At 77.5% G+C, this 25,789-nt stretch carries 20 protein-coding genes and 1 pseudogene; 12 read left to right on the plus strand and 9 right to left on the minus strand.

The genetic code is table 11. The features are described from left to right. Positions 1-84: 84 nt before the first annotated feature. A pseudogene (locus tag AC1VL8_RS09625) lies at positions 85-1,351 on the minus strand (magnesium transporter MgtE N-terminal domain-containing protein); the annotation flags it as partial. A 163-nt stretch (positions 1,352-1,514) separates the two neighbouring features. On the opposite strand from AC1VL8_RS09625, the gene AC1VL8_RS09630 reads away from it, so the two are divergent. Beyond that, positions 1,515-2,255 carry a YflT domain-containing protein gene (locus AC1VL8_RS09630; protein ID WP_483075010.1) on the plus strand — a complete coding sequence of 247 codons (741 nt, stop codon included), beginning with the start codon at positions 1,515-1,517 and terminating at the stop codon, positions 2,253-2,255. Positions 2,256-2,327: 72 nt separating this feature from the next. Here AC1VL8_RS09630 and AC1VL8_RS09635 read toward each other — a convergent pair whose 3' ends face one another. After that, on the minus strand, positions 2,328-3,887 hold the full coding sequence (locus AC1VL8_RS09635; protein ID WP_483075011.1) for an aminopeptidase P family protein: 1,560 nt from the start codon (positions 3,885-3,887) through the stop codon (positions 2,328-2,330). A 49-nt stretch (positions 3,888-3,936) separates the two neighbouring features. Here AC1VL8_RS09635 and AC1VL8_RS09640 point away from each other — a divergent pair, with 49 nt between their 5' ends. The 3 genes from AC1VL8_RS09640 (at position 3,937) to AC1VL8_RS09650 (ending at position 6,378) form a co-directional block, all read left to right on the plus strand. Beyond that, positions 3,937-4,794 (plus strand): PHP domain-containing protein, encoded by an 858-nt coding sequence (locus tag AC1VL8_RS09640; RefSeq protein ID WP_389226313.1) that lies wholly within the window; start codon positions 3,937-3,939, stop codon positions 4,792-4,794. Continuing rightward, positions 4,791-5,414 carry a MarC family protein gene (locus tag AC1VL8_RS09645; RefSeq protein WP_389226316.1) on the plus strand — a complete coding sequence of 208 codons (624 nt, stop codon included), beginning with the start codon at positions 4,791-4,793 and terminating at the stop codon, positions 5,412-5,414. Before AC1VL8_RS09640 ends, AC1VL8_RS09645 begins: the two co-directional genes overlap by 4 nt. An 88-nt stretch (positions 5,415-5,502) precedes the next feature. Further along, the gene (locus AC1VL8_RS09650; RefSeq protein ID WP_483075012.1) at positions 5,503-6,378 is read left to right on the plus strand and encodes an oxygenase MpaB family protein; all 876 of its coding nucleotides are present in this window, start codon (positions 5,503-5,505) and stop codon (positions 6,376-6,378) included. 119 nt (positions 6,379-6,497) lie between these two features. Here AC1VL8_RS09650 and AC1VL8_RS09655 read toward each other — a convergent pair whose 3' ends face one another. Continuing rightward, the gene (locus AC1VL8_RS09655; RefSeq protein ID WP_483075013.1) at positions 6,498-8,249 is read right to left on the minus strand and encodes a DEAD/DEAH box helicase; all 1,752 of its coding nucleotides are present in this window, start codon (positions 8,247-8,249) and stop codon (positions 6,498-6,500) included. Between the two features lie 274 nt (positions 8,250-8,523). Continuing rightward, the gene (locus AC1VL8_RS09660; protein ID WP_483075014.1) at positions 8,524-9,798 is read right to left on the minus strand and encodes an MFS transporter; all 1,275 of its coding nucleotides are present in this window, start codon (positions 9,796-9,798) and stop codon (positions 8,524-8,526) included. A 120-nt stretch (positions 9,799-9,918) separates the two neighbouring features. Between AC1VL8_RS09660 and AC1VL8_RS09665 the strand changes: the two genes are divergently transcribed. Further along, positions 9,919-10,680: a ferritin-like fold-containing protein gene (locus tag AC1VL8_RS09665; RefSeq protein ID WP_483075015.1), complete on the plus strand. Its 762-nt coding sequence runs from the start codon at positions 9,919-9,921 to the stop codon at positions 10,678-10,680. A gap of 107 nt (positions 10,681-10,787) precedes the next feature. On the opposite strand, the gene AC1VL8_RS09670 is transcribed toward AC1VL8_RS09665, so the two are convergent. Together AC1VL8_RS09670 and AC1VL8_RS09675 are read right to left on the minus strand one after the other, a co-directional pair. Then, positions 10,788-11,012, minus strand: coding sequence for a DUF3107 domain-containing protein (locus AC1VL8_RS09670; RefSeq protein ID WP_389226331.1), 225 nt, complete (start codon positions 11,010-11,012; stop codon positions 10,788-10,790). Positions 11,013-11,055: 43 nt separating this feature from the next. Beyond that, positions 11,056-11,781: a TetR/AcrR family transcriptional regulator gene (locus tag AC1VL8_RS09675; protein WP_483075016.1), complete on the minus strand. Its 726-nt coding sequence runs from the start codon at positions 11,779-11,781 to the stop codon at positions 11,056-11,058. A gap of 118 nt (positions 11,782-11,899) precedes the next feature. Here AC1VL8_RS09675 and AC1VL8_RS09680 point away from each other — a divergent pair, with 118 nt between their 5' ends. Beyond that, a complete protein-coding gene (locus AC1VL8_RS09680; RefSeq protein WP_483075017.1) occupies positions 11,900-15,301 on the plus strand; it encodes a PD-(D/E)XK nuclease family protein in 3,402 nt (1,133 codons plus the stop codon). Next, positions 15,298-18,870: a UvrD-helicase domain-containing protein gene (locus AC1VL8_RS09685; RefSeq protein ID WP_483075018.1), complete on the plus strand. Its 3,573-nt coding sequence runs from the start codon at positions 15,298-15,300 to the stop codon at positions 18,868-18,870. Before AC1VL8_RS09680 ends, AC1VL8_RS09685 begins: the two co-directional genes overlap by 4 nt. Positions 18,871-18,910: 40 nt before the next feature. Here AC1VL8_RS09685 and AC1VL8_RS09690 read toward each other — a convergent pair whose 3' ends face one another. After that, a complete protein-coding gene (locus AC1VL8_RS09690) occupies positions 18,911-19,414 on the minus strand; it encodes a phosphotransferase (RefSeq protein WP_483075019.1) in 504 nt (167 codons plus the stop codon). Between the two features lie 40 nt (positions 19,415-19,454). On the opposite strand from AC1VL8_RS09690, the gene AC1VL8_RS09695 reads away from it, so the two are divergent. Together AC1VL8_RS09695 and nudC are read left to right on the plus strand one after the other, a co-directional pair. Continuing rightward, positions 19,455-19,841, plus strand: a complete 387-nt coding sequence (locus AC1VL8_RS09695; RefSeq protein ID WP_483075020.1) for a hypothetical protein — start codon at positions 19,455-19,457, stop codon at positions 19,839-19,841. A gap of 119 nt (positions 19,842-19,960) precedes the next feature. Beyond that, positions 19,961-21,247 carry an NAD(+) diphosphatase gene (nudC, locus tag AC1VL8_RS09700; RefSeq protein ID WP_483075021.1) on the plus strand — a complete coding sequence of 429 codons (1,287 nt, stop codon included), beginning with the start codon at positions 19,961-19,963 and terminating at the stop codon, positions 21,245-21,247. 102 nt (positions 21,248-21,349) lie between these two features. Here the strand turns inward: nudC and AC1VL8_RS09705 are convergent, their stop codons facing one another. Continuing rightward, on the minus strand, positions 21,350-21,616 hold the full coding sequence (locus AC1VL8_RS09705) for a mycoredoxin (RefSeq protein ID WP_483075022.1): 267 nt from the start codon (positions 21,614-21,616) through the stop codon (positions 21,350-21,352). Between the two features lie 158 nt (positions 21,617-21,774). On the opposite strand from AC1VL8_RS09705, the gene AC1VL8_RS09710 reads away from it, so the two are divergent. The 3 genes from AC1VL8_RS09710 to AC1VL8_RS09720 all read left to right on the plus strand — a co-directional run bounded on the left by AC1VL8_RS09710 (position 21,775) and on the right by AC1VL8_RS09720 (position 24,647). Further along, the gene (locus AC1VL8_RS09710) at positions 21,775-23,847 is read left to right on the plus strand and encodes an ATP-dependent helicase (protein ID WP_483075023.1); all 2,073 of its coding nucleotides are present in this window, start codon (positions 21,775-21,777) and stop codon (positions 23,845-23,847) included. A gap of 107 nt (positions 23,848-23,954) precedes the next feature. Further along, complete coding sequence (locus tag AC1VL8_RS09715; RefSeq protein ID WP_483075024.1) at positions 23,955-24,164, plus strand: hypothetical protein; 210 nt, start codon at positions 23,955-23,957, stop codon at positions 24,162-24,164. Positions 24,165-24,485: 321 nt separating this feature from the next. Further along, positions 24,486-24,647 carry a WhiB family transcriptional regulator gene (locus AC1VL8_RS09720; RefSeq protein WP_483076224.1) on the plus strand — a complete coding sequence of 54 codons (162 nt, stop codon included), beginning with the start codon at positions 24,486-24,488 and terminating at the stop codon, positions 24,645-24,647. Positions 24,648-24,728: 81 nt separating this feature from the next. Here AC1VL8_RS09720 and AC1VL8_RS09725 read toward each other — a convergent pair whose 3' ends face one another. Further along, complete coding sequence (locus AC1VL8_RS09725; RefSeq protein ID WP_483075025.1) at positions 24,729-25,730, minus strand: ThiF family adenylyltransferase; 1,002 nt, start codon at positions 25,728-25,730, stop codon at positions 24,729-24,731. Between the last annotated feature and the right edge of the window lie 59 nt (positions 25,731-25,789).

The raw sequence follows: 25,789 nt of genomic DNA on the forward strand, positions 1-25,789 counted from the left end.
GGTCTTCGGGGTGTCCAGGCGCTCAGCCACGGCGGCCTCCCCGGGGGCGGGCGCTCCGACGTGCCGGGGTCCGGCGGGGGCGGCCGGGGCGGGCTGCACCTCCTCGTCGGTCTCGCGCCAGTCCTCGGGCAGCAGGTGGTCCAGCACGTCGTCGACGCTGACCGCGCCGAGCAGGCGGCGCTCGTCGTCGACGACCGGGATCGCCAGCAGGTCGTACGTCGCGAGCCGCCGGGTGACGGCGAGCAGCGGCGCGTCGGCGGGCACCGGGTCGATGTCGGTGTCCACCAGCGAGCCGATCGCCTCGTGCGGGGGCTCGCGCAGCAGCCGCTGCAGGTGCACGACGCCGATGAACCGGCCGGTCGGCGTCTCCAGCGGCGGGCGCACGACGAACACCATCGAGGCGAGCGCGGGCGTGAGCTCGCGGCGGCGGACGTGGGCCAGCGCGGCGGCGATCGGCGTCTCCGGCCCGAGGACCACCGGCTCCGTGGTCATCAGACCGCCGGCGGTGTTGTCCTCGTAGGCGAGCAGCCGCCGGACGTCGCGGGCCTCCTCGGGCTCCATCAGGCCCAGGAGCTCGGCCTGCTGGTCGTCGGGCAGCTCGCCGAGCAGGTCGGCGGCGTCGTCGGGCTGCATCGCCTCGAGCACGTCGGCCGCGCGGGACCGGGCCAGGCCGGACAGGATCGCGACCTGGTCGTCCTCGGGGAGCTCCTCCAGCACGTCCGCGAGCCGCTCGTCGTCGAGCGCGGTCGCGACCTCGAGGCGGCGGGTGGCGCCCATGTCGTGCAGCACGTCGGCGAGGTCGGCGGGCTTGAGCTCGTCGTACTGCGCGAGCAGCAGGGTCGCGTCCTGCGCGTCCGCGGCGGTGCGCGCCAGGCCCGCGATGGCGTCGATGTCCAGGAGCTTCCGGCTCGCCCCGCCGGCGCAGCAGGCCGCCGCGCCCGGGCCGGTGCTTGCGGACGAACACCTTCGACACCAGCCAGTCGCCGTTGCGCTGCCGCTCGATCGCCACGTCCTCGACCGCGGCGGAGCCGGAGCCGTCCGCCAGCTGCACGGTGCGGTCGAACAGCTCGCCCACGACCAGGGTCTCGAACGGGCGCTGCTCGAACCGCCGCATGTTCACCAGGCCGGTCGAGAGGACCTGCCCCGCGTCGATCGCGGTGACCCGGGTCAGCGGCACGAACACGCGGCGCTTGCCGGGGACCTCGACCACGAGGCCCACGGCGCGCGGGGCGCCCTTGGGCCGGAGCAGCACGACGACGTCGCGCACCCGGCCCACCTGGTCGCCGATCGGGTCGAAGACGGAGGTGCCGGCGAGCCGCGCGACGAACACTCGGGTCCCGGAGGCGCTCACGGGGGCCAGCGTAGACGCCGCGTCCGGTGCCCCGCAGGGCCGGGGTCGGGTGACCGCCGTCACGTCCCGGGTCGCTGACAGGAACCTGGACGTCGGCCATGAGGTTCCTGCGTCCTGACCCGGACACCTGGCGGCGGCACCGCGGGATCGGCAGGATGGGGCCATGTCCTTCTCCAGCCGCTCGCGCGTCCCCGGGACGCCCACCCTCCCGCAGGGCGAGACCGTCGCGTCCTACGGCACCTACCTCGAGGCGCAGCGCGCGGTCGACCACCTGTCCGACCGGCAGTTCCCCGTCCAGCTGGTGACGATCGTCGGGACCGACCTGCGCATGGTCGAGCGCGTCACCGGCCGGCTCACCTACGCCCGCGTCGCGATCACCGGGTTCGGCTCGGGGGCGTGGTTCGGCGTGTTCGTCGGCCTGCTGTTCCTCCTCACCAGCAGCAACGCCGGGATCCTGTTCACGTCCGTGCTCGTCGGCGGCGGGTTCGGGCTGCTGTTCTCGGTGATCTTCTACGCGTTCACCGGCGGCAAGCGGGACTTCACGTCCCAGAGCCAGATCGTCGCCTCGCAGTACGCGGTGCTGTGCCAGACCGAGAAGGCCGGCGACGCGCGCCAGCTGCTCCGCGAGCTCCCCGGCGGGCGGCCCGGACCCGGCGCCCCCGCGGCGCCGACCGGCCCGGTCGCCGGTCGGCCGTCCGACCCGTCGGCGACCTACCCGCAGCCGGGCGCCCCCGGCGCGCCGGTGCCGCCGCCCGCGCAGCCGACCACGCCGGCGCAGCCGCCCCGCTACGGCCAGCTGGCGCCCCAGCCCGGCGCCGAGGCGGGCGAGCCGCGCTACGGCCAGCGCGCCCCGCAGCCGCCGACGCCGCAGCACCCGACGCCTCCGGCCGACCAGCAGGACTGACGTCACGACGGCCCGGCACCCCCACCCGACGAGGGAGGGGTGCCGGGCCGTCGCGCGTCCCGGGGGCGGTGGTCAGCGCCCGGACAGCCCCGCCATCCACGCCTCGACGTCCGCCGGCGTCCGCGGCAGCGCCGCCGACAGGTTCTCGTTGCCGTCCGCGGTCACCAGCACATCGTCCTCGATCCGCACGCCGATCCCGCGCAGCGCCTCCGGCACGCGCAGGTCGTCGACCTGGAAGTACAGCCCGGGCTCGATGGTGAACACCATCCCGGGCTCGATCACCGCGTCCAGGTACATCTCGCGCCGTGCCTGCGCGCAGTCGTGCACGTCCAGGCCGAGGTGGTGGCTGGTGCCGTGCACCATCCAGCGGCGGTGCTGCTGGCCCTCGGGGCTCAGCGACTCGGCGGCCGGCACGGGCAGCATGCCCCACGCGTCGAGGCGTGCCGCGATGACCTCCATCGCGGCGGCGTGCACGTCCCGGAACCGGTTGCCCGGGACGGCGGCGGCGAACGCGGCGTCGGCGGCGTCCAGCACCGCCTGGTACACCCGGCGCTGGTCGTCGGTGAACGTCCCGTCGACGGGGATCGTCCGGGTGACGTCCGCGGTGTAGAGGGAGTCGACCTCGACGCCCGCGTCGATCAGCACCAGCTCGCCGGGGCGGACCTGGCCGTCGTTGTCGGTCCAGTGCAGCGTCGTGGCGTGCGCGCCAGCCGCCGCGATGGTCTCGTAGCCGACCGCGTTGCCCTCGACGCGGGCCTGGGACAGGAACGTGCCCTCGATGACCCGCTCGCCGCGGCGGTGCGCGACCGCCTCCGGCAGGCGGCGCACGACCTGCTCGAAGCCCTCGGCCGTCGCGGCCACCGCCTTGCGCAGCTCCGCGACCTCGAGCTCGTCCTTGACCAGCCGCAGCTCCGACAGCGCCTCGACCAGGGCGGCGTCGCGCTCCCCGGCCGCCTCGGCGGCCCGGATGTCCGCCACGACGGCGTCGACGGACTCGTCCACGCCCGGGACCACGAGGACCTGGACCCCGTCGGCGCCCGCGTCCTTGGCCAGGGCGTCGCGCAGGTCGTCGCTGTGCGCGGTCCGGATCCCGGTGGTCGTCTCCATGTCCTCGAGCGTCGGCCGCGGGCCGACCCAGAACTCGCCGTACCGGGCGTCGGAGAAGAACTCCTCGGAGTCGCGGCCCGCGAGCGGGCGCATGTACAGCACCGCGTGGTGGGTCGACCGGCCGCCGCCGGGCAGCTCGTCGCCCTCGCCGTCGGCCGCCGGGTGCAGGACGAGCACCGCGTCGGGCTCCTGCTCCGCACCCAGGCCGGTCAGGTGCGCGAACGCCGAGTGCGGCCGGAACCGGTAGTCGGTGTCGTTCGACCGGACCTTGTACGTGCCCGCGGGCACGACCAGGCGCTCGCCGGGGAACCGGGCGCCGAGCCGGGCGCGGCGCGCGGCGGTGAACGGCGCCGCCTCGGCGGGGACCGCGCCGCTCGCGGGACGCTCCGCCCAGCCCGACGTCACCCAGTCGAGGAACGCGGCGGACTGCGGGCGCTGGCTGCGGTTCGACCCGCGGTCGGCGAGCGTCTGCTCGGCCGGGACCTGGGCGGGCGCGGGGGACTCGGGAGTCGTGTCGGTGGCCATGCCCCCAGTCTGGCACCGCCCCGGGCGCGCGGGTGAGTACGCTTCCGCGGTGCGCATCGACCTCCACACCCACTCGTCCGCCTCGGACGGCACCGAGCCCCCGGGCGGCGTGATCGCCTCCGCGGCGGCCGCCGGGCTGGACGTCGTCGCGCTGACCGACCACGACACGACGTCCGGCTGGGCCGCGGCGGGCGAGGCCGCGGTGGCCCACGGAGTCGTGCTCGTCCCCGGCACGGAGGTGTCCGCGCTGTCCCGCGGGGTCAGCGTGCACCTGCTGTCCTACCTGCAGGACCCGGCCGCCCCCGCGCTCGCCGACCTGATCGCGCAGACCCGCGAGGCACGCCTGCACCGCGGCCGGGCGATCGTGGAGCGGCTGGCCGAGGACCTGCCGATCACCTGGGACGACGTCCTCGCCCAGCAGCAGCCCGGGACCGTCGTCGGTCGCCCGCACATCGCCGACGCCCTGGTCGCGCTCGGGGTCGTCGCCGACCGCACCGCCGCGTTCGACGACCTGCTGTCGACCCGCGGCCGCTACTACGTGCCGTACTACGCGCCCGAGGCGGTCGAGGCCGTCGAGGCGATCCGCGCCGCCGGGGGCGTCCCCGTGTTCGCGCACCCCGGCGCCGACGGCCGCGGCCGCGTCGTGCCGGACTCCGACATCGCGGCGCTCGCCGAGGCCGGTCTGGCCGGGCTCGAGGTGCACCACCGCGACCACACGCCCGCGCAGGTCGAGCGGCTCACCGCGCTCGCGGACCGGCTCGGGCTGCTCGTCACCGGCTCCAGCGACTACCACGGCGCCGGCAAGCCCAACCTGCTGGGGGAGAACCTGACCGCGCCCGAGGTGCTGGCCGAGATCGAGCGCCAGGGACGCACCGGCGTCGTCGGCCGCCCGGGGGTGGGACGATGAGCGCCGTGCTCGACTGGCGACTCCTCTCCGAGGTCTTCATCACCCTGTTCGTCATCATGGACCCGCCGGGGACGGTGCCGATCTTCCTCGGCCTGACCGGCGCCATGACCCGGCAGCAGCGCAACCGCGCGGCCCGGCAGGCGATCCTCGTGGCGTTCGGCGTGATCCTCGCGTTCGCCGTGTTCGGGCAGAGCCTGCTGTCGTACATGCACATCTCGCTGCCCGCGCTGCAGGCGTCCGGCGGCCTGCTGCTGCTGCTCGTCGCGATGGAGCTGCTGACCGGCAAGTCCGAGGAGCCCCAGCCGTCCGGCAACGCCAAGGTCAACGTGGCGCTGGTGCCGCTCGGCACGCCGCTGCTCGCCGGGCCCGGCGCGATCGTCGCCGTCATGGTGTTCGTGCAGCAGAGCGACGGGACCCTCGCGGACTGGCTGGCCATCGCCATCGGCATCGTGCTCGTGCACATCTGCCTCTGGCTCGCGATGCGGTTCGCGGGCGTCATCCACCGCCTGCTCGGCGACTCCGGCACGACGCTCGTCACCCGGATCGCCGGTCTGCTGCTCGCGGCGATCGCCGTCCAGCTGGTGGCCGACGCGGTGAAGGCGTTCATCCAGGCCGCCTGACGCCCGGGTCGCGGTGTCCGGGTCGCGCTGACGCCCGGGTCGCGGTGTCCGGGTCGCCGGACGCGGTGCGCGGGGCGAGGATCGGCGCGTGACCACCTCCACCCCCACGCTGCGCGGCCGGCTCGGCGGCGAGCTGTTCGCCCGCGTCGCCGGCCCGCGCGGGCCCCAGGTCCGCGACCGCATCCACGGCACTCCCGGCGAGCGCTGGTTCGGCCCGGACGACGCCATCCGCCGGGTGCACGGCGACGCGTCGATGTTCGTCGGCGGGCTCACCGCCCTGCTCCTGCAGTCCTGGCACCCGCTCGCGATGGCGGCCGTCGCCGCGCACTCCGGCTACCGGGGCGACCCGTGGGGACGGCTGCAGCGGACCAGCACGTTCCTCGCCGTCACCACGTTCGGCACCGTCGAGCACGCCCAGCAGGCGATCGGGATGGTCCGCCGGATCCACGACGGCATCGTCGGGACCACCGCCGACGGCGAGCCCTACGCCGCCTCCGACCCGCACCTGCTGCGCTGGGTGCACGTCACCGAGGCGCACGCGTTCCTCACCGCCCACCAGCGCTACGGCGCCCGGCCGCTCGACGCCGCGGGCTGCGACGACTACGTCGCCCAGGGCGCGCGGGTCGGGCGCGCGCTCGGCGCCACCGACCTGCCCGAGACCGCCGCCGGGCTGCGCGACGCGCTCGACGCGTACCGCCCGGAGCTGCGCGGCACCCCCGAGGCCCGCGAGGCGGCCCGGTTCCTGCTGGTGCACCCGCCGCTGCCGGTCGCGGCGCGGGTGCCGTACGGCGTGCTCGCGGCCGCTGCGGTCGCCGGGCTGCCGCGCGCCGCCCGCAGGCCCCTGGGCCTGCCGGACGTGCCGTGGCTCGACGCGACGGTCTCCCGCGCCGCGGGGCACGGGATGACCCGCCTGATCCGCTGGGCGCTGGCGACCCAGCCCCCGCCCCCGACGCCCGAGCCCTGACGCCCCGCCGAGTTCGCACCCACCGGCCGAGGTCGCCCCGTGCACCGGGCGACCTCGGCACAGCGCGAGGGCGCCCTCACCGGTGGTGGGGGCGCCCTCGTGGCGTGCTGCGGTCCGGGTCAGGCCTCGGTGGCCGGGGCCTGCTCGGCGCCCTGCTCGCCGCCGCCGCTGCGGGTGCGGCGGCGGTTGCGACGCCGGCGCGGGGCGGCGCCGTCCTCGGTGCGACCCTCGGCGGGGCCGGTCGAGCCCGTCGAGCCCTCGGTGGGGCCGGTCGAGGCCTCGGTGCCCTCGGCCGCGCGCTCGCCGCCGCGGCGACGGCGCTGCCGGCCCTCGCCCTCGGCGCGGGGAGCCCGCTCCTCGCCCTCGGCCCGCGGGGCACGGCCGCCGTCACGGCCACCACGGCCGCCGTCACGGCCGCCACGCCCGCCGTCGCGCCCGCCACGCCCGCCGTCGCGGCCGCCGCGGTCGGCGTCGCGGCCGGACGTGTGCCGCTTGCCGGTCTCGCCGAGGTCCTCGAGCACCTCGGCGCCCAGGCCCTCGCGGGTCCGCTGCGAGCGGGGGAGCCGCCCGGTGGTGCCGGCGGGGATGTTGAGGTCGGTGAACAGGTGCGGCGAGCTGGAGTACGTCTCCTGCGGCTCGGGGAAGCCGAGCTCGAGCGCCTTGTCGATCAGGCCCCAGCGAGGGACGTCGTCCCAGTCGACGAACGTGACGGCCGTGCCCTTGTTGCCCGCGCGGCCGGTGCGGCCGGTGCGGTGCAGGTAGGTCTTCTCGTCCTCGGGGCACTGGTAGTTGACCACGTGCGTGACGTCGTCCACGTCGATGCCGCGCGCGGCGACGTCGGTGGCGACGAGGACGTCGACCTTGCCGTTGCGGAACGCGCGCAGCGCCTGCTCGCGGGCGCCCTGCCCGAGGTCGCCGTGCAGCGCGCCGGCGGCGAACCCGCGGTCGACCAGCTCGTCCGCGACCTTCGCCGCGGTGCGCTTGGTGCGCGCGAACACGATCGTCAGGCCGCGGCCCTCGGCCTGCAGGATGCGGGCCAGCACCTCGACCTTGTCCAGCGCGTGCGCGCGGTAGACGACCTGCTTGATGTTCTTGACGGTCTGGCCGATGTCGTCCGGCTCGCTGGCGCGGATGTGGGTCGGCTGCGTCATGTAGCGGCGGGCCATCGCGACGACGGCGCCCGGCATGGTGGCCGAGAACAGCATGGTGTGCCGCGACGCGGGGGTGCGGGACAGCAGCTTCTCGACGTCGGGAAGGAAGCCGAGGTCGAGCATCTCGTCGGCCTCGTCGAGCACGACGCACTTGACGCGCGACAGGTCCAGGTGGCCCTGGTTCATCAGGTCGATCATGCGGCCCGGGGTGCCGACGACGACCTCGACGCCGCGCTGCAGCATGTCGATCTGCGGCTCGTAGGCGCGACCGCCGTAGAGCAGGCAGATGCGCACCGAGCGGCGCTTCGAGGCGGTCTCCAGGTCGCCGGCGACCTGCACCGCGAGCTCGCGGGTCGGGACGATGACGAGAGCCTGCGGCTTGCCGGGGGCGGGCAAGGCGTCGAAGCCCTCCTCGTCCGGGGCGACCACGCGGTGCAGCAGCGGGACGCCGAAGCCGAGGGTCTTGCCGGTGCCGGTCTTGGCCTGGCCGATGATGTCGTGGCCGGAGAGGGCCACCGGCAGGGTCATCGCCTGGATCGGGAACGGGGTGGTGATGCCGGCGTCGGCGAGCGCGGCGACGATCTCCGGGCGGACGGCGAAGTCCGCGAAGGTCACGTCGGCGGCCTGCACCGAGGCGGCGGTCGGGGTGACGATGGTCTCCACCGCGACGTCCTCGGGGGCCAGGGCGTCGTCGGTGGTCGTGGGTTCGGTCGAGGTCACGGACTGCTCTTCACTCGTGAAGGTGGCGTGCCGCGCGTCGCGCCCAGGAGGGGTCCGCGACGGGCATCGCCACAGGTGGTCCGGCAGCCGATCGTGCAGGTCAGTCGAGGGCGGCCGGCGACGCCTGGGGCGGCGCGGCGCGCTCGGAGCACCGAGGTCGAGACGACCGGGCAACCGATGTACACCGTCATGGTACGCGGAGCGCGGCCCCGGGCGCGGGAACTGCGACGCCCGACGCCGCGCCGGAGCGTCCGGCGCGGCGCGGCGCGGGCTCTCAGCGCGCCCCGACGGCCTCGGGCTCCGCGGCGACGGCCGGCTCCGGGTCGGGCCCGGCCGCCGCGCGGGCGCCGGCGAGCGCGGTGACCAGGCGGCGCTGCTGGGTCGCGGCGAGCAGCAGGGCGACCACGGTCGCCGTGCAGGTCACGGCGAACGCCGCGGTGTGCCCGGACAGGTCGGCGAGCCGGCCCGCGACGCTCGAGCCCAGGGCGTAGCCGATGCCGGTCGCGCTCGCGAGCACCGTCATCGCCGCGCCGGCGCGGTCCTGCGGGACGACGTGCTCCCCGAGCGTGAACACGCCGATCATGTACGGCGCGATGGCGAACCCGAGCACCGCGACCGCCGCGGTGAGCGCGGGCAGCGTCCCGACCAGCAGCAGCGGCCAGGACAGCGCGACCATCGCCGCGGCGGCGACCAGGACCCGGCGCTCGTGCCCGAACCGGGCCGGCAGGAACGCCGTCCCGATGCCCGCCGCGGCGCTGCCGACGCCGAGCACCGCGTGGATGAGCCCCGCGAGGCCGGGCTGGCCGGTCTGCGTGGCGAGCACGGTCGTGCCGGTCTGGATCGACCCGAACAGCACGCCGACGGCGGACTGCGCCACGATCAGCACCGCGAACGCGCCCGTGAGCAGCCGACCCGTCGCGCGGACGTGCGGGCCGGTGGTGGTCCGGCGGGCCGTGGGGTGCAGGGCGAAGGCCGTCCCGAACACCGCGAGCAGGGCGGCTGCGGTGAGCAGCGACCCGGCGGGGGACAGCAGCACCGCGACGACGCCGACCAGGGCCGGGCCGAGCGCGAACGACGCCTCGTCGGCGGCGCCCTCGTACGAGAACGCGGCGTCCACGAGCCGGCGCTGCTCGGGCCCGGTGCTCGCGGTGATCGGCCGCCACCGGACGCGGGCGAGCGGCCCGACCTGCGGCAGCACGAGTCCGGTCACCGCGGCGACCCCGACCAGGACGGGTGCACCGGAGCCGTGCTGGGCGAGCAGCGTCAGCGTGGCCAGCGACGCCGCCCCGGCCAGCGACTGCACCAGGACGACGACGCGCTGGCCGTACCGGTCGGCGAGGCCGCCGGCGACGGGCGCGCCGACCGCGTTCGCGACGGCGAGCGCGCCCGCGGCGAGACCGCCGAGGCCGTAGGTGCCGGTCGCGGTGGACACGAGCAGCAGGGTGCCGAGCTGGGCCATCGCCATCGGCAGGCGGCCGAGGAACGCGACCAGGACGTAGGCGGGACCGGCCAGCCGGAACAGGCGGGCGTAGGCGTGCAGGGCGGACACGAGGGCACCTCCGGGTGCGCGGAACGGGTGACGCGCCTCCCCGCCTCCAGGTCGCGTCCCGATGCCCTCAGCTCCGTCCATCCTACGGGCCGGTGTCCACCGCGGCGCTACGCTGCACGGATGACCGAGGCCGCCCCCGAAGCACAGCCGCAGCCGTCGACGCCCGCCCCCGGCGCCGACTCCGCGGACACCGTCGAGCTGCTCGGGCTGGTCGCCCACCTGCAGCACGTGGCGTTCAACCGGCTCGCCGAGGACGCGAGCGTGGCGCCCAGCACGGCGCAGCAGCTGGTGCTCAGCCGGCTCGCCGCCGCCGCGGTCGACCGTCGCGACCGGGTGCTCGTGCGCGTGGTCGAGCTCGGCGGCGACCCCGAGGAGTGCCTGGGCGCGTACGCCCGCCTGCTCGAGGACTTCGACTCCCGCACCCAGCCGAGCACCTGGTGGGAGCGCCTGCTGCGGACGTACGTGGCCGAGGGCGTGTCCGACGACTTCTGCCGGATCGCGGCCGCGACCGTCGACGAGCGCTCCCGCGTGCTTCTGCTCGACGTGCTCGACGACGCCGCGCACGCGAACCTCGCGGTGGGCGAGCTCGAGGCCGCCGGCGCGGACGACGAGGTGCTGGTGTCCCGGCTCGCGCTCTGGGGCCGGCGGCTCGTCGGCGAGGCGCTGGGCGTCGTGCAGCAGGCGATGGCGGCGCACCCCGGGCTGGGGCGTCTGGTGACCCGCCGCGGCGAGGCGCCCGCGACGGCCGACGACGTCCCCGCCGTCACGGAGCCCGCCGCGCCGCCCGCGGGGGCCGGGGACGACGGCGCGCCCGGTCGGCTGTTCGGCGAGCTCACCGCGGAGCACACCCGCCGGATGTCGCGGCTCGGCCTCACCGCCTGACCGCCCTGCTCGACCGCACGGCCGGGCAGTCGCGCGGCCGCGCCGCTGCACGACGAAGCCCCGCACCGTCCGGTGCGGGGCTCCGTGGTCGTGCGGGGTCGTGCGGCTCAGATCGCGCCGAAGCCGACCCGGCCCTTCGACTCCGTGCCGATCTCCACGTACCCGATCGACGCGGACGGCACGATGACGCGCCGGCCCTTGTTGTCGACCAGCTCGAGGACCGGCTTGCCGGTCAGGGCCTCCGTGACGGCGGCGGTGACCTGGTCGGCCGTCTGGTCCGACTCGATCACCAGCTCGCGCGGCAGGTTCTGCACACCGATCGTGATGTCCACGCTTCGTCGTCTCCTCGCTCGTCCGGGCCTTGCCGTCGTCATCCTAGGCCGGGCCGGGCGCCCCGGGTCCGTCCGGGGCGCCGCGTTCGCCCTCGGCCGAGAGCGGCCCGGCGTCCGCGGGCTGCGGCGGCACGAAGTCGGCCACCCCGCCCCACGCGAGCCGCGCGACCAGGGCCGCCGTCTCCCGCGCGGTCGTCGCCCCGGCCCGGTCGTCGGCGCGCAGCCGGCGGGTCGCGGCGGACTGCGCCATCGCCGCCAGGGACGGTGCGAGCACCTCCGCCGTCCCGCGCGGGACCCCGGCGACGTCGGTCAGCACCGCCTCGAGCCGCCGGGTGACCGCCTCGGTGGCGCGCTCGACGCGGGCCCGGACCTCGAGGTCGTGCCGGACGTCCGACTCGAACAGCAGCGCCGACGACTCGCCCGCGCCGTCCACGAAGTCGAGGTAGGCGCGCACCACGCCGGTGACGATGGCCCGGGCGTCGTGCGGCCGGACCTCGCCGGGCGGGTGCATCGCGACCGCCGCGTCCACGGCGGACAGCAGCTCGTCGCCGCGCGCGTCCACCACCGTGAGGTACAGGTCGAGCTTGGACGGGAAGTGCCGGTAGAGCACCGGCTTGCTGACCTCGGCGCGGTCCGCGATGTCGTCCATCGACACGTGGTGGAAGCCCTCGGAGGTGAACAGCTCCTGCGCGATCGCCAGCACCTGCGCGCGGCGGACCGCGCGGGGCATGCGCACCGGACGGCCGTGGCCGGGCGAGGGGTGGTCCATCGGGCGATGATAGCCAGCGTCCCCGGGTCGGCCACGGGCCGGCCACGGGCAGGTCCCGGGCGGTTCGGAGCGGTCCGGGCGGCGGCCCGGTGTCGGTGGCGTGTGATGGGATCGGGCCGTGACCCCGACCCCCGCCGTCCCCGCCGACGCGCCGTCCGGCGCGCCCGGCCTGCGGCTGGTGCGGCCGGCGCTCGCCGACGTGCCGCCACCGGTGCGCCTCGGCGCGGACCAGCAGGCCGTGGTGGACCGCCTGGTCACCGGCGCGGACCCCGCCCTGCTGGTGGTCGGCGCCGCGGGCACGGGCAAGTCGGTCCTCGCCGTCGAGGCCGTGGCCGCCGTCCTCGGCGCGGACGAGGACGCCCTGCTCCCGTCACCCGGCGCGCCGACGCCCGACGAGGTGCTGGTGCTGGCCGCGGGCCGGCGCGCGGCGGCGGAGCTGCGGGACCGGATCGGCGCGCGCGTCCGGCGGACCACGGGCCAGGCGATGGTGCGCACGGCGCCCGCCGCGGCGTTCGCGGTCCTGCGCGCCCGCGCCGCGCTGCTCGGCGACCCGGCCCCGACGCTCATCTCCGGCCCCGAGCAGGACCTGGCGCTCGCGGAGCTGCTGGCGGGGCACGCGGCGGGTGAGGGCGTGCCGCTGCGCTGGCCGGACGGCGTGCCGCCCGAGGCGATCGGGCTGCGCTCGTTCCGCGGCGAGCTGCGTGACCTCGTCATGCGATCCGCCGAGCGGGGGCTCGCGCCGGAGGACCTCGCGCTGCTCGGGGAGCGGCACCATCGCCCCGAGTGGGTGTCCGCCGCGGCGCTGTACGCGGAGTACCTGGACGTGACGACGCTGCGCGCGGGGACCCCCGACGCGGGCGCCCGGCTCGACCCGGCCGTGGTCGTCGAGGAGGCCGCCGAGGCGCTGCTCGCCTGGGAGGAGGAGCTGCCGGGGCACCCGCGCCCGCGGTGTCGGCTCGTCGTCGTGGACGACTACCAGGAGGCGACCGAGGCGACCGCGCGGTTCCTGCGGGTGCTGCAGGACGACGGCGCGCGTCTGCTGCTGCTCGCCGACCCGGACTCCGCGGTGCAGACGTTCCGCGGCGCGACGCCGGCCCTCGTCGGGCGCGCCGACGTCCACGGCGACGGTCCGGGCGAGCTCGGCGCGCACCGGCTGGTGCTCGACGGGGTGCGGCGGCACGGGTCGGCGCTGCGGGCGGTCGCGGGTCGGGTCGCCGAGCGGATCGCGGTCGTCGGCGGAGCCGCGCACCGGCGGGCGCTGCCCGTGGCGCGGGAGGTCCCGGCGCAGCACGAGGTCCCGGCGCAGCACGAGGGTCCGGCGCACGACGCCCCGGCGGCGGACACCGAGGCGGTGCGTGCCGCCGTGCTGCCGAGCGCCGCGCAGGAGGCCGCCTGGATCGCGCACGCCCTGCGCCGCGCGCACCTCGAGGACGGCGTGCCGTGGGCGCAGATGGCCGTGATCGCCCGGTCGGGTGGTCAGGTGACGGCGCTGCGCCGGTCGCTGGGCGCCGCGTCGGTGCCGGTGTCGGTGGTCGGCAGCGACGTGCCGCTGCGCGACGAGCCCGCGGTGCGTCCGCTGCTGGACGCGCTGCGGTGCGCGCTGGGCCCGGACGCCGGCGGCGCCGCCCTGGACGCCGAGCTCGCGGCAAGGCTGTGCTGCTCGCCGCTCGGCGGGCTGGACGCGGTCGGCCTGCGCCGGCTGCGCCGCACGCTGCGTGCCGAGGAGGTCGCGGGCGGCGGCGGGCGGGCCAGCGACGACCTGCTGGTCGAGGTCCTGGGCTCGCCCGCCCGCGCGGCCCTGCTGCCGTCGGCGGTCCGCCGGCCGGTCGCGCGGCTCGCCACCGTCCTGGAGGCGGGTCGTGCTGCTGCCGCCGCCCCGGGCGCCGACGCGCAGACGGTGCTGTGGGCGTTGTGGGACGCGTCGGGGCTGGCGGAACCGTGGCGCCGCTCGGCGCTCGCCGGCGGGCCGGGCGCCGCGCGCGCGGACCGCGACCTCGACGCGGCGCTCGCGCTGTTCCGCGCCGCCGAGACGTTCGTCGACCGGATGCCCCAGGCGCGCGCCGCCGCGTTCCTGGAGTGGGTCGAGGCGCAGGAGCTGCCGTCCGACACGATCGCCGCGCGGGCCCGCCGGGACGCGGTGCAGGTGCTCACGCCCGCAGGCGCCGCCGGTCGCGAGTGGGACGTGGTGGCCGTCGCGGGGGTGCAGGAGGGGGTGTGGCCGGACCTGCGGCTGCGCGACTCCCTGCTCGGGTCGCAGGCGCTGGTCGACGTGCTCGCCGGCCGCGGCGGTCCCCGGCACGCGGACGCCGCCGCCCAGGCGCACGCCCAGGCGGCCGCCGGTGCCGCCGCGCGCGCCGCGGTGCTGGCCGACGAGCTTCCGGTCGTTCCACGTCGCCGTGTCCCGCGCCCGGCGCACGCTGCTGGTCACCGCCGTGTCCGACGAGGACGACCAGCCGTCCCCGTTCCTCGACCTGGTGGAGCCGTGCGACGAGGACGACGACCCGCGCCGCACGTCGGCGCCCGCGCCCCTGGACCTGCGGGGCTCGTCGCGCAGCTGCGCGCCCGGCTGGAGCAGTCCGTGCGGTGGGGCCGGACGGACGCCGAGGCGGCCGCGGTGCTCGCCCGGCTCGCCGACGCGGGCGTGCCCGGAGCCGACCCCGCCGAGTGGCACGGCCTCGTCGAGCCCTCCAGCGACGCGCCCCTGTACGGCCCCGGGCTGCGGGTGCCGGTGTCGCCGTCGCGGATCGAGACCGCCGGCACCTGCACCCTGCGCTGGGCCCTCGAGGCGGCGGGCGGCACGGCGCCGAGCAGCGCGCGGCAGTCCCTCGGCACGCTGGTGCACGCCCTCGCGCAGACGTACCCGCGCGGCGGTCGGGCGGAGCTGCTCGCCGAGCTCGACCGGCGCTGGCCCGAGCTCGGGCTGGGCGACGGCTGGCCCGCGACGCTCGAGCGGCGTCGGGCCGAGGCGATGGTCGAGCGGCTCGCGTCCTACCTCGCGCAGGCGGGGGAGCCGCTGGCCGTGGAGGCGCGGTTCGAGCTCGCGCTGGACCGTGCGCTGGTGCGCGGCTCCCTGGACCGGGTCGAGCGCGCCGACGACGGCGGTACCGGACCCGAGGGCACCGACCCGGAGCCCGCCCCACCCACGGTCCGGGTCGTCGACCTCAAGACCGGCCGGTCCGCGCCGTCCGCGCAGGAGGCCACGACCAACCCGCAGCTCGGCGCCTACCAGCTCGCGGTGGACGCCGGCGCGGTCGAGGGGCTGCCCCCCGGGTCGCGCAGCGCCGGCGCCCAGCTCGTGTTCGTGTCCGACGTCAACAAGGCCAGGGCGGCGCTGCGCGAGCAGCCGGCGCTCGGGCCGGACAGCCCGGACGCGCCCTCCTGGGCGCGCACCCACATCGAGGAGGTGGCGGAGCGGATGGCCGCGTCGTCGTTCGCCGCGACGGCGAACCCGCTGTGCGACCGGTGCCCCGTGCGCCGGTCCTGCCCGCTGCGCGACGAGGGCGGGCAGGTCGTCGGATGACCCTCTCCCCGACGTCGCCGCCCGCCGCCGGCCCGACCCCTGACCGCGCCGCCGGCGGCGACCGCCCGCGCCTGTCCGCGCAGGACATCGCCCGCCTGCTGCGGCGCGACCTGCCGACGGACGAGCAGGTCGCGGTCATCGAGTCCCCGCTGCGCCCGGCCCTGGTGGTCGCGGGCGCCGGGTCCGGCAAGACCGAGACCATGGCCGCCCGGGTGGTGTGGCTGCTCGCCAACGGCCTGGTCGCGCCCGAGGAGGTGCTCGGGCTCACCTTCACGCGCAAGGCCGCCGGCGAGCTCGCCGAGCGGGTGCGGCGCCGGCTGCGGCACCTCGCGCGCGCCGCGGCGACCGAGGGGGTGCACCTGCCCGGGCTCTCGGTCGCGGAGGACGGCGCCGACGGCGGCGCGGCGCTGCTCACCGTGGCGCGACCGACCATCTCGACCTACAACGCCTACGCGGCGTCCCTGGTCGCCGACCACGGCCTGCGGCTCGGCGTCGAGCCCGCGGCCCGGCTGCTCGGCGAGGCGGCGCAGTGGCAGCTCGCCAGCGAGGTCGTGGAGTCGTGGACGGCGGACCTCGACTCGGCCGCGGCGGTCTCCACCGTCGTCGAGGCGGTGCTCACCCTGTCCGGCGCGCTCGACGAGCACCTGCTCGACGCGGGCACCGCCCGCCGGGGGATCGACGACCTCGTCGACGCGATCGAGGCCACCCCGCCCGGCACCCCGCCGCGCGCGCCGTACGCGAAGGTGCGCGAGCTCGTCGGGTCGCTGCGCGAGCGGCAGCGGATGCTCGACCTCGTCGCGGCGTACCGGGACCGCAAGCGCGCGGTCGACGCGCTCGACTTCGGCGACCAGGTGGCGATCGCCGCGCGGCTCGCCCGCGACGTGCCCGAGGTCGCCGCGGGGGAGCGGGCGCGGTTCCGCGTGGTCCTGCTCGACGAGTACCAGGACACCTCCTACGCGCAGCTCGTGCTGCTGTCCGCCCTGTTCGGCGGCGGGCACCCCGTCACGGCGGTCGGCGACCCGCACCAGTCCATCTACGGCTGGCGGGGTGCCAGCGCCGGCGGGCTGGAGCGGTTCCCGACGGACTTCCCCGACGTCGCCGACGACGGGGACCGGCGGCCCGCCGCGGTGTTCGCGCTCTCGACGTCGTGGCGCAACGACGTCGCCGTGCTCGACGCCGCGAACCACGTCGCCGCCCCGCTGCGCCGGGCCGAGCGGGCCCGGGTCGCGCTGCCGACGCTGGACGCGCGCCCCGGAGCCGGCCCCGGCGACGTCGTCGCGCACCTCGCCCCGACGCTGGAGGAGGAGGCGCAGGCCGTCACGGACTTCGTCGTCGCGCGGTGGCGCCCCGAGGGCGGGCCCGGGGTCGACGGCGGCGCCCCCGCACCGGGCGGGGCGCGGGTCACCGCCGCGGTGCTCTGCCGCAAGCGCGCGCAGTTCCCCGTGATCCACCGGGCGCTGCGCGCGGCCGGGCTGCCGGTCGAGGTCGTGGGGCTCGGGGGGCTGCTCGCCACCCCCGAGGTCGTCGACCTCGTCGCCCTGCTCCAGGCGTCCCACGACCCGTCGCGGGGCGACGCCCTCATGCGGCTGCTCACCGGCGCCCGGACCCGGCTCGGCGCGGCCGACCTGCACGCCCTCGCGGACTGGTCCGCGCACCAGGCCCGGGGCCTCGACCCGCGGGCCGCCGCCGCGCTCGCCCGCGACCGGGCCCCGTCGACGGCGCCCGCCGACGGCACCCGGTCCGGGTCCCCCGACGCCGCCGCACCCACCGACCCCGCGCCCGCCGACCCCGCGCCCGCCGACCCCGTGCCCGCCGACCCCGTGGTGGCCGACGTGGTGGACGAGCGCAGCATCGTGGACGCCGTCGACGCCCCGCCGCCCCCCGGCTGGACCAGCCCCGCGGGCCGCTCGCTCACCCCGGGCGGCCTCGCCCGGGTCACCGCGGTCGGTGAGGTGCTGCGCGCCGTCCGCCAGCACGCGTACCTGTCGCTGCCCGAGCTCGTCGGCCACGCCGAGCGGCTCTGGGGCCTGGACATCGAGGTCGCCGCCCGCCCCGGCGTCGCACCGGGCCGGGCCCGCGCGCACCTCGACGCGTTCCGCGAGGTCGCCGTGCGGTACGCCGACGCCACCGACGACCCGAGCCTCGGCGGGTTCCTCGCCTGGCTGGAGTCCGCCGACGCGCACGAGCACGGCCTCGACATGCCCGTCGCCGAGCCCGACCCCGACGCCGTCCAGCTCATCACCGTGCACGCGGCCAAGGGCCTCGAGTGGGACGCCGTCGCGGTCGCCGGCCTCGTCGACGGCGGCCTGCCCGCCACCCGCACCCAGGGCAAGGACGGCCCGACCGACTCCGCCTGGCTGACCGGCCTCGGCGAGCTGCCCTACCCGCTGCGCGGCGACCGGCACGACCTGCCGGAGCTCGTCCTCGCGGGCGCCGCCGACCCCAAGGACCTGGAGGAGCGGCGCAAGCAGTTCCTCCGCGACGCCGGGGACCACCAGGTCGCCGAGGAGCGCCGGCTCGCGTACGTGGCGTTCACCCGCGCCCGCTCGGCGCTCCTGCTCACCGGCGCGTGGTGGGGCGACGGCAGCCGGCTGCGCGCGCCGTCGCTGTTCCTCACCGAGGTCGTCGAGGCGGGCCTCGCGCGGGTCGCGTCCTGGGCGGTGCAGCCCGACGACGGCGTGGACAACCCGCGCACCCAGGAGGCCGCGACCACGACGTGGCCGGTGGACCCGTTCGCCGTCGCGGGCGACGGGTCCCCGTCCCGCCGCCCGGCGGTCGAGTCGGCGGCCGACGCGGTGCGCGCGGCGCTCGCCGTCCCGCCGGAGGTGCGGGCCGCCGCGCGCGAGGCCGCCGCCCCGGGTGGTTGGGACCGCGTCGTCGACCTGCTGCTCGCCGAGCGCGAGGCCGAGTCCCGTCCGCGCCCGGAGGTCGAGCTGCCCGCGCACCTGTCCGCCTCCGCCGTGGTGCGGCTCGCGGCGGACCGCGGCGAGTTCGCGCGCGCCCTGCGCCGGCCCGTCCCGAACCGTCCGTCGCCGCAGGCCCGGCGCGGCACGCAGTTCCACGCGTGGGTCGAGGGGTTCTACGGGGCACCGACGCTGGTCGACCTCGACGACCTGCCCGGCGCCGACGACGACTCGGTCTCGGTGGACGCCGACGAGGCCGCGCTGCGGGCCGCGTTCCTGGCGACCCCGTGGGCCGCGCTGGAGCCCGTCGCCGTGGAGGTCGACGTCGAGACGACGGTCGGCGGCTACGTCCTGCGGTCGCGGATCGACGCGGTGTTCCCCGACCCCGACCGCCCGGACGTGCCGGGGGCCGTGGTCGTCGTGGACTGGAAGACGGGGGCACCCCCGAGCGACGCCGGGTCGGCGGCCGTCCGCGAGCTGCAGCTCGCCGTCTACCGCCTCGCGTGGTCGCGCTGGACGGGGGTGCCGCTCGACCGGGTGGGCGCCGCGTTCTGCTACGTCGGCGCCGGCCGCACGGTGCGTCCCGAGCGGCTGCTCGGGGCGGACGAGATCGAGCGCCTGCTGCTCGCGGCGACGCAGGAGGACGGGGCCGCGCCGCCGCGGTGAGCGTGCCGCGTCGGGGCGTGCCGGATCAGGGCGTGACCGGTCAGGGCGTGACGGGGCCCGGCTCCGGGACGTCGCGGGTCTGCTCGTCGAGCTCGTCGAGCATCTGCACCGCGTCGGCGACCACCTCGTCGTCGCCGGCGCGCACGCCGTAGAGCAGCCAGCGGGCGAGCGCCAGCTCCCCGGCGAGCAGCGCGCGCTCCGCGAGGTGCGGGTCGGTCAGCTCGGTGCGGCGGAGCTGGTAGGCCTCGAGGATCGAGTCGACCGCGTCCTGCGGGGCGGCGACCAGCAGCCACGCGAGGTCGTCGGCGGGGTCGGCGACCTTGGCCTCGCCCCAGGACAGCACGCCCGTCACGGCGCCGTCGGCGGCCAGCACGTGGTCCGCGGACAGGTCGCCGTGGACGACCGTCGGGCTGAACCGCCACAGCGAGACGTCCTCGAGGCGCTCCTCCCACCGGCGCAGCAGCGACGCGGGGACCCGGCCGGTGCGGGCGGCCTCGTCGACCTCCGCGAGCCGGCGCGCCCGGTAGGCGGCGGCGTCGTACACCGGCAGGCCCGCGTCCTCGACGACGGCGACCGGGAAGCTCGTGCAGCGCGGCGATCGACCGGCCCAGCGACGCGGCGACCCCCGGGCCGGGCGCGAGGTGGTCCAGGGCGACGGGTCGGCCGCCGAGCTCGCGGTGCACGACCACGCGGCCGCCCTCCTCGAGCGGGGCGGCACCGACCACGCGCGGCACGTCGAACGGCAGCGCACCGGCGTCGACCTGCTCGGCGAGCGCCGCCAGCAGCGCGAGCTCGGCCTCCAGGGCCGCACCCGCGGCGGCGCTGCGCGGCGCCCGCACCACCCAGTGCCGGCGCTGGGAGTCGGTCACGAGCGCGACGTCGTCGTCACCCGCACCGGAGGCGGCGCGCACCTCGCGGGCGTCGAAGCCGGGGACGGCGACGGTCGCGAGGGCAGCCAGGGCGAGGGGTGAACGCACCGCCCCAGGGTAGGCCGGACGGGCCGCGACGGCGGGCCGCACACACCCCGGCGTGTCCGTCCCGACGGGCGGCGGCGCCTGCGACCCGGCGCCGCGACGCGTACGGTGGCGACGTGTTCGCCTCCGACCTCCCCCTGTCGCGGACGGTCACGGACCGGGCCGCGGACCGCCGCGGCGACGAGGGCCTGCTGACCGCGCTGATCGACGACGACTCGACCCGCGTGCTGCTCGTCTCCGGCGGGCGGGTCGTCACCCGTCACCGCGGCCGGCGCCGGACGCTCGCCCTGTACTCCCCGCAGGAGGCCGCCCTGCGCGCCCCGACGGGCTCGCTCGAGGACCGCTGGGCGTTCCTCGGCTACGACGACGCCGACCAGGTCCCCGGGGCGGCCCCCGGCGAGCCCCGGCCCGACGGACCCGCCTACCTCGCGCACCACGTGCCCGAGGACGGGACCGCCGCGCTGCCACCGGGGCACGTGTGGACGGCCCTGCGCGAGGTCGGGTCGGAGCTGTCCGCCCGCGACGCCGGGCTCGCGACCGCGGCGGTGGCGCTCTACGAGTGGCACGTCCGGCACCCGCGCTGCCCGCGCTGCGGCGAGGCGACGCTGCCCGTGCAGGGCGGCTGGGTCCGCCGGTGCCCCGCCGACGGCAGCGACCACTACCCGCGCACCGACCCGGCGGTCATCATGGCCGTCGTCGACGACGAGGACCGGCTGCTGCTGGCCAGCTCGACGGCGTGGCCGGAGCACCGGTTCTCGACCCTGGCGGGCTTCGTCGAGCCGGGCGAGTCCGTCGAGCACGCGATCCGCCGCGAGGTGCGCGAGGAGTCGGCGGTCGTCGTCGGCGACGTCGAGTACCGCGGCAGCCAGCCCTGGCCGTTCCCCGCGTCGCTCATGCTGGGCTTCCGGGCGAAGGCGCTCACCACCGACATCACCGTCGACGGCGACGAGCTGCGCGCGGCCCGTTGGTTCGACCGCGCCACCCTGCGCGCCGAGGTCGCCGCGGGCACCGTCGCGCTGCCGCCGGGCACGTCGATCGCCCGGGCGCTGATCGAGGACTGGTTCGGTGGCGAGCTGCCCGCGGGCCCCGCGGGCGGGGACCGCTGGTCGGCCGGGACGGCGCCGGCGGACGCGCCTGGCGCCGCGAGCACCCCCGCCCCGGCCCCGGCACCGACCACCGCAGCCGCCGCGCCGACGAGCCGCCGCCGCCGCGACCGCGCGCCCGCCGACGAGCCCCGTGTCGACGAGCCCCGTGTCGACGAGCCCCGTGTCGACGAGCCCACGGCCGACGCCACCCCCGCCGACGAGCCCGAGGCCCCGCGACCGGGCGGGCGCCGTCAGCGCCGCCGCGCGGCCACCCCGCCCACCGACGCGACGCCCCCGCCGGACAGCGCGACCCCCTGACCCCCTGACGCGTGGCGAACGCGCCCGCACGCGACGAGCGCGCCCCCGCGAGGAGGCGCGCTCGTCGTCCCGGTGCGGGCAGGCGCCGGGTCAGGCGCCGGGTCAGGCGCCGAGGCGCTCGCGGACCTGCACGAGGGACGGGTTCGTCGCGGCGGAGCCGTCCGGGAACAGCACCGTCGGCACGGTCTGGTTGCCGCCGTTGACCTGCTCCACGTAGGCGGCGGCCTCGGGCTGCTGCTCGATGTCGACCTCCGTGTACGCGATGCCCGCGGAGTCGAGCTGGGTCTTCAGGCGCCGGCAGTAGCCGCACCAGGGGGTCGAGTACATCGTGATCGTGCCCGCGGCGGGCAGGTCCTGCGTGGTGGTCATCGTCTGCCTTCGTGGTGAGGGTGCGCGTGCGGTCGTGCACCGGGTGAACGCCGGGCGTCCGCAGGATCATCCCCGACGGTGCGCCGTCGGTCACACCCGCCACCCGGGCCTGGGGACGAGGGGCCCGGTGTCGGCGGGAGGTGCGAGGATCGTCCGCGATGTCTGCCGACGACCTGCTCGACGCCCTCGACCCCGACCAGCGCGACGTGGCGCGCGCGCTCACCGGCCCGGTCTGCGTGCTGGCGGGCGCGGGGACCGGCAAGACGCGCGCGATCACGCACCGGATCGCGTACGGGGTGCGGACCGGGGTGTACGCACCGGCCAGCGTCCTGGCGGTGACGTTCACCGCGCGCGCCGCAGGGGAGATGCGGACCCGGCTGCGCGACCTCGGGGTCGCGGGCGTCCAGGCGCGGACGTTCCACTCCGCGGCGCTGCGGCAGCTGCGGTACTTCTGGCCGAAGGTCGTCGGCGGCCCGGTGCCGGAGGTGCTGGCGCAGAAGGCCCCGGTGGTCGCGGACGCGTGCCACCGGCTCGGGCTGTCGGTCGACCGCGTGTCCGTGCGCGACCTCGCCTCGGAGATCGAGTGGGCGAAGGTCTCCCGGATCACCTCGGAGGACTACGTGCGCGCCGCGGTCGCGGCGGACCGGCCGGCCCCGGCGGGGCACGACCACCAGGTCGTCGCCCGGCTCATCACCGCGTACGAGGACGCCAAGGACGCGCGCGGCGTGATGGACATGGAGGACATCCTCTGGCTGCTGTCCGGGATGCTCGTGGAGAACCGGCTGGTCGCGGACGAGATCCGGCACCAGTACCGGCGGTTCGTCGTCGACGAGTACCAGGACATCTCCCCGCTGCAGAAGTTCCTGCTGGACCAGTGGCTGGGCGGCCGGGACGAGCTGTGCGTCGTCGGCGACCCGAGCCAGACGATCTACTCGTTCGCGGGTGCGACGCCGCACTACCTCACCCGGTTCACCGCCGAGCACCCGCAGGCCCAGGTCGTCCGCCTGGTGCGCGACTACCGGTCGACGCCGCAGGTGGTGGGTCTCGCGAACGAGGTCCTGCGCCGGGCGCCGCGCGGGTCGGCCCGGTGGGAGCCGCTCGAGCTGATCGCGCAGCGGCCCTCGGGCAGCCCGGTGCGGTTCGCCGTGTACGACGACGACGAGGCCGAGGCGGCGGGCATCGCCACCCGGATCGGCCGCCTCGTCGCGGCGGGCACCCGGCCCAGCGAGATCGCGGTGCTGTACCGGACCAACTCCCAGTCCGAGGCGTTCGAGCAGGCGCTCGCGAACGTCGGCATCGGGTACGTGCTGCGCGGCGGGGAGCGGTTCTTCGCGCGCAAGGAGGTCCGCGAGGCGATCGTGCGGCTGCGTGGTGCGGCGGTCGCGGCGGACGCCGACACCCCGATGCCGGAGACCGTCCGCGACGCCCTGCGCTCGGCGGGGTGGACCGACGCGCCGCCCGCGGCCCGGGGTGCCGCCCGTGAGCGGTGGGACACGATCAACGCGCTCGTCGCGCTCGCCGACGACCTGGCCGCCGCGGCCGAGCGCGCGGGCACCGTCGCGACGACGGCCGACCTCATCGCGGACCTCGACGAGCGCGCCGCCGCCCAGCACGCGCCGACCGTCGAGGGCGTGACGCTCGCGTCGCTGCACGCGGCCAAGGGCCTGGAGTGGGACGCGGTGTTCCTGGCGGGGCTGAGCGACGGGCTGGTCCCGTGGGGGTCCGCCGACACCGCGGCCGACCTCGCGGAGGAGCGTCGGCTGCTGTACGTCGGGATCACCCGCGCGCGGCTGCACCTCGAGCTGTCCTACGGCCGGTCGCGCACGCCGGGCGGCCGCGCGAGCCGGCGGCGCTCGCGGTTCCTCGACGGCCTGTGGCCGCAGGAGGGACGCGCGCGGTTCGGCGAGGGCCGGGCGCCGGCGGTGCCACGCCTGACGGGGAAGCTCGACGCGGAGCTGCTGGCCGCGCTGCACGTGTGGCGCGCGGACCTCGCCCGGGCGACCGCGAAGCCGACCTACACGGTGCTCGGCGACGCGACGCTCGCCGCCATCGCGGAGCTCAAGCCCGCGTCGGTGCCCGAGCTCGCCCGGGTGCAGGGCATCGGGCCGGCGAAGATCGACCGGTACGGCCCCGACCTGCTGGCGATCGTGGCGGGTCGGCGGCCGTCCGCAGGGCCCGGCGGCGGTGCCGCGGGCGACGTGGCAGAAGCTCGTCGGAAGTTCGTCGGTTAATTCGGTTGTGCGGCCCGCCCGGGCCCCTCTACGGTGAACGAGTCCTGATGGAAGGTCGTGCTGCGCCAGGCGCAGCGGGGCCCGAGAGCGTGAGGAGGTGGAGTGCTGTGAAGAACATGACGAACGCGTACGGCGCTGTGGCGCTGCCGTTCCACGCACCCACCTTCGGCTCCGTCCAGGGCACCGCTCTGTCCGGCGTCGGCCGGTCCACGGGCACTGCCCTCGGCTTCGGCGGCGTGCGCGGCACGGCTGCCCGCCTGCGTGCTCGCGATCTCGCGATCGCCCCCGACTCCGTCCCAGGAGGTCCGGTCATCTGAGTCGATGACCGACCGACCTGGCCGCGGAGTCCACCGGATTCCGCGGCTTTCGTCTTTCCCGACCTGATGGCGGGGAGAGCCGGCAGCGGATCCACCGCTCCCACGCTCAACCCGCAAGTCATCAGGAGGACATCGTGCGGCTCACGACGCTGCTCGACACGGTCAACCAGGGCGGATCCGGACCCTGGCCCCCTGCCGAGGCCGCCACCGTCGCCGACGCGCAGTTCGACGCGCTCGTCGCCGGCATGATCCCGTGCCGGTCCAACGACCCCGAGCTTCTGGTTCGCCGAGCGCACCGCCGACGTCGAGCAGGCCAAGGCGCTGTGCCGGACCTGCCCGCTGCTCGAGGGGTGCCTCGCCGGCGCCGTCGAGCGCGAGGAGCCGTGGGGCGTCTGGGGCGGCGAGGTGTTCGTCGGCGGTCAGGTCGTCGCGGTCAAGCGCGGTCGCGGCCGGCCCCGCAAAGACGCCAGCCCGGCGGCCTGACCGGCACGACACCGACCGGCACGACACCGACCGGCACCGCACCGACCGGCACCGCACCGGCCGGCACGGCACCGGCCGTCGTCACACCAGGGCGGCGCACCCGCACTCCGGGTGCGCCGCCCAGACCCGTCGTCGGGGGACCGCGTCGGGCACGGGGACCTCGTACTGCGCGCCCACGGTCCGCGGCCGGTCGCCGTCGAGGTGGGCGAGGACCTCGGCCGCCGCGAGCCCCGCGGCGACGGCGGCGACCGCCGCGGTCGGGCCGGTGACCGGCGGGCGGTGCGGTGCCGTGAGCTGGGCCAGCACCGTCGGCCACGCCGGGTCCGCCGCCGCGCGGTGCAGGTCGAGGCACCGCAGGCACGGCGCGGGCGGCCGGGTCTGCGCGGGTCCGGGCACCGGCGGCGCCACGAACGGCCCGACCACGCAGTCTGCCTCGCGGCTCACCACCGGCAGGTGCGGCACGTCGGCCGCGACGAGCGCCAGTGCCGCGACGGGGTCGACCGCGTCGGTCGCTGCGGTGACGACGACGTCCGGCGCCCGGCCACCCCGCTCGCGCCGGACGCGGACCCGTGGCGCGGCCCGTGCGAGCGCGTCCGCCGCCGCGTGGGCGCGCGGTCGCCCGACGTCGTCCGCGGTCAGCCCGCCGCACACGTCCTCCGGGCGCACGGGGCGGTCGTCGTCCAGGTGCAGGCAGCCGACGCCCGAGGCCGCGAGGGTCACCGCGACACCGAGACCGACCCGGTCCAGCCCGGCGACCGAGACCACCGCGGCGCTGCGCCGGCGCAGCGCCGCGACGACGTCCCCGTCCGCGCGGGCGAGCCCGTGGCCGACCACCTCGGGGGCGAGCGCCGGGACGACGAGCCGGCTGGGCCGGGTCGGGGCGCGCAGCAGTCCGGCGACGCCGAGCCGGTCCAGCACGACGCCCGGCAGCCGGCCGTCCAGCGCCCGACCCCCGGGCGCGAGCAGGGCGTCAACCTGATCCGGCGCGAGGCCGGTCACGCGGACCGCCCAGCGGGGGTCGGTGCCGACCTGCACCTCGTCGTGCGCGCGCCGCAGGACCCGCAGACCTGGTCTGAGCTGCACGGCGACCTCCCTCTCGTCCGGACCGCACCACCACGGTGGCACGGGCGGACGGCCCGGAG

It is taken from the genome of Cellulomonas sp. KU4C (genome assembly GCF_056868065.1).

Coding starts and splice junctions, on each gene's coding strand:
- AC1VL8_RS09685 (WP_483075018.1), top strand. CDS start 15,298: ATGACCCTCTCCCCGACGTCGCCGCCCGCCGCCGGCCCGACCCCTGAC.
- AC1VL8_RS09645 (WP_389226316.1), top strand. CDS start 4,791: ATGAGCGCCGTGCTCGACTGGCGACTCCTCTCCGAGGTCTTCATCACC.
- AC1VL8_RS09675 (WP_483075016.1), bottom strand. CDS start 11,781: ATGGACCACCCCTCGCCCGGCCACGGCCGTCCGGTGCGCATGCCCCGC.
- AC1VL8_RS09630 (WP_483075010.1), top strand. CDS start 1,515: ATGTCCTTCTCCAGCCGCTCGCGCGTCCCCGGGACGCCCACCCTCCCG.
- AC1VL8_RS09635 (WP_483075011.1), bottom strand. CDS start 3,887: ATGGCCACCGACACGACTCCCGAGTCCCCCGCGCCCGCCCAGGTCCCG.
- AC1VL8_RS09705 (WP_483075022.1), bottom strand. CDS start 21,616: ATGACCACCACGCAGGACCTGCCCGCCGCGGGCACGATCACGATGTAC.
- AC1VL8_RS09665 (WP_483075015.1), top strand. CDS start 9,919: ATGACCGAGGCCGCCCCCGAAGCACAGCCGCAGCCGTCGACGCCCGCC.
- AC1VL8_RS09710 (WP_483075023.1), top strand. CDS start 21,775: ATGTCTGCCGACGACCTGCTCGACGCCCTCGACCCCGACCAGCGCGAC.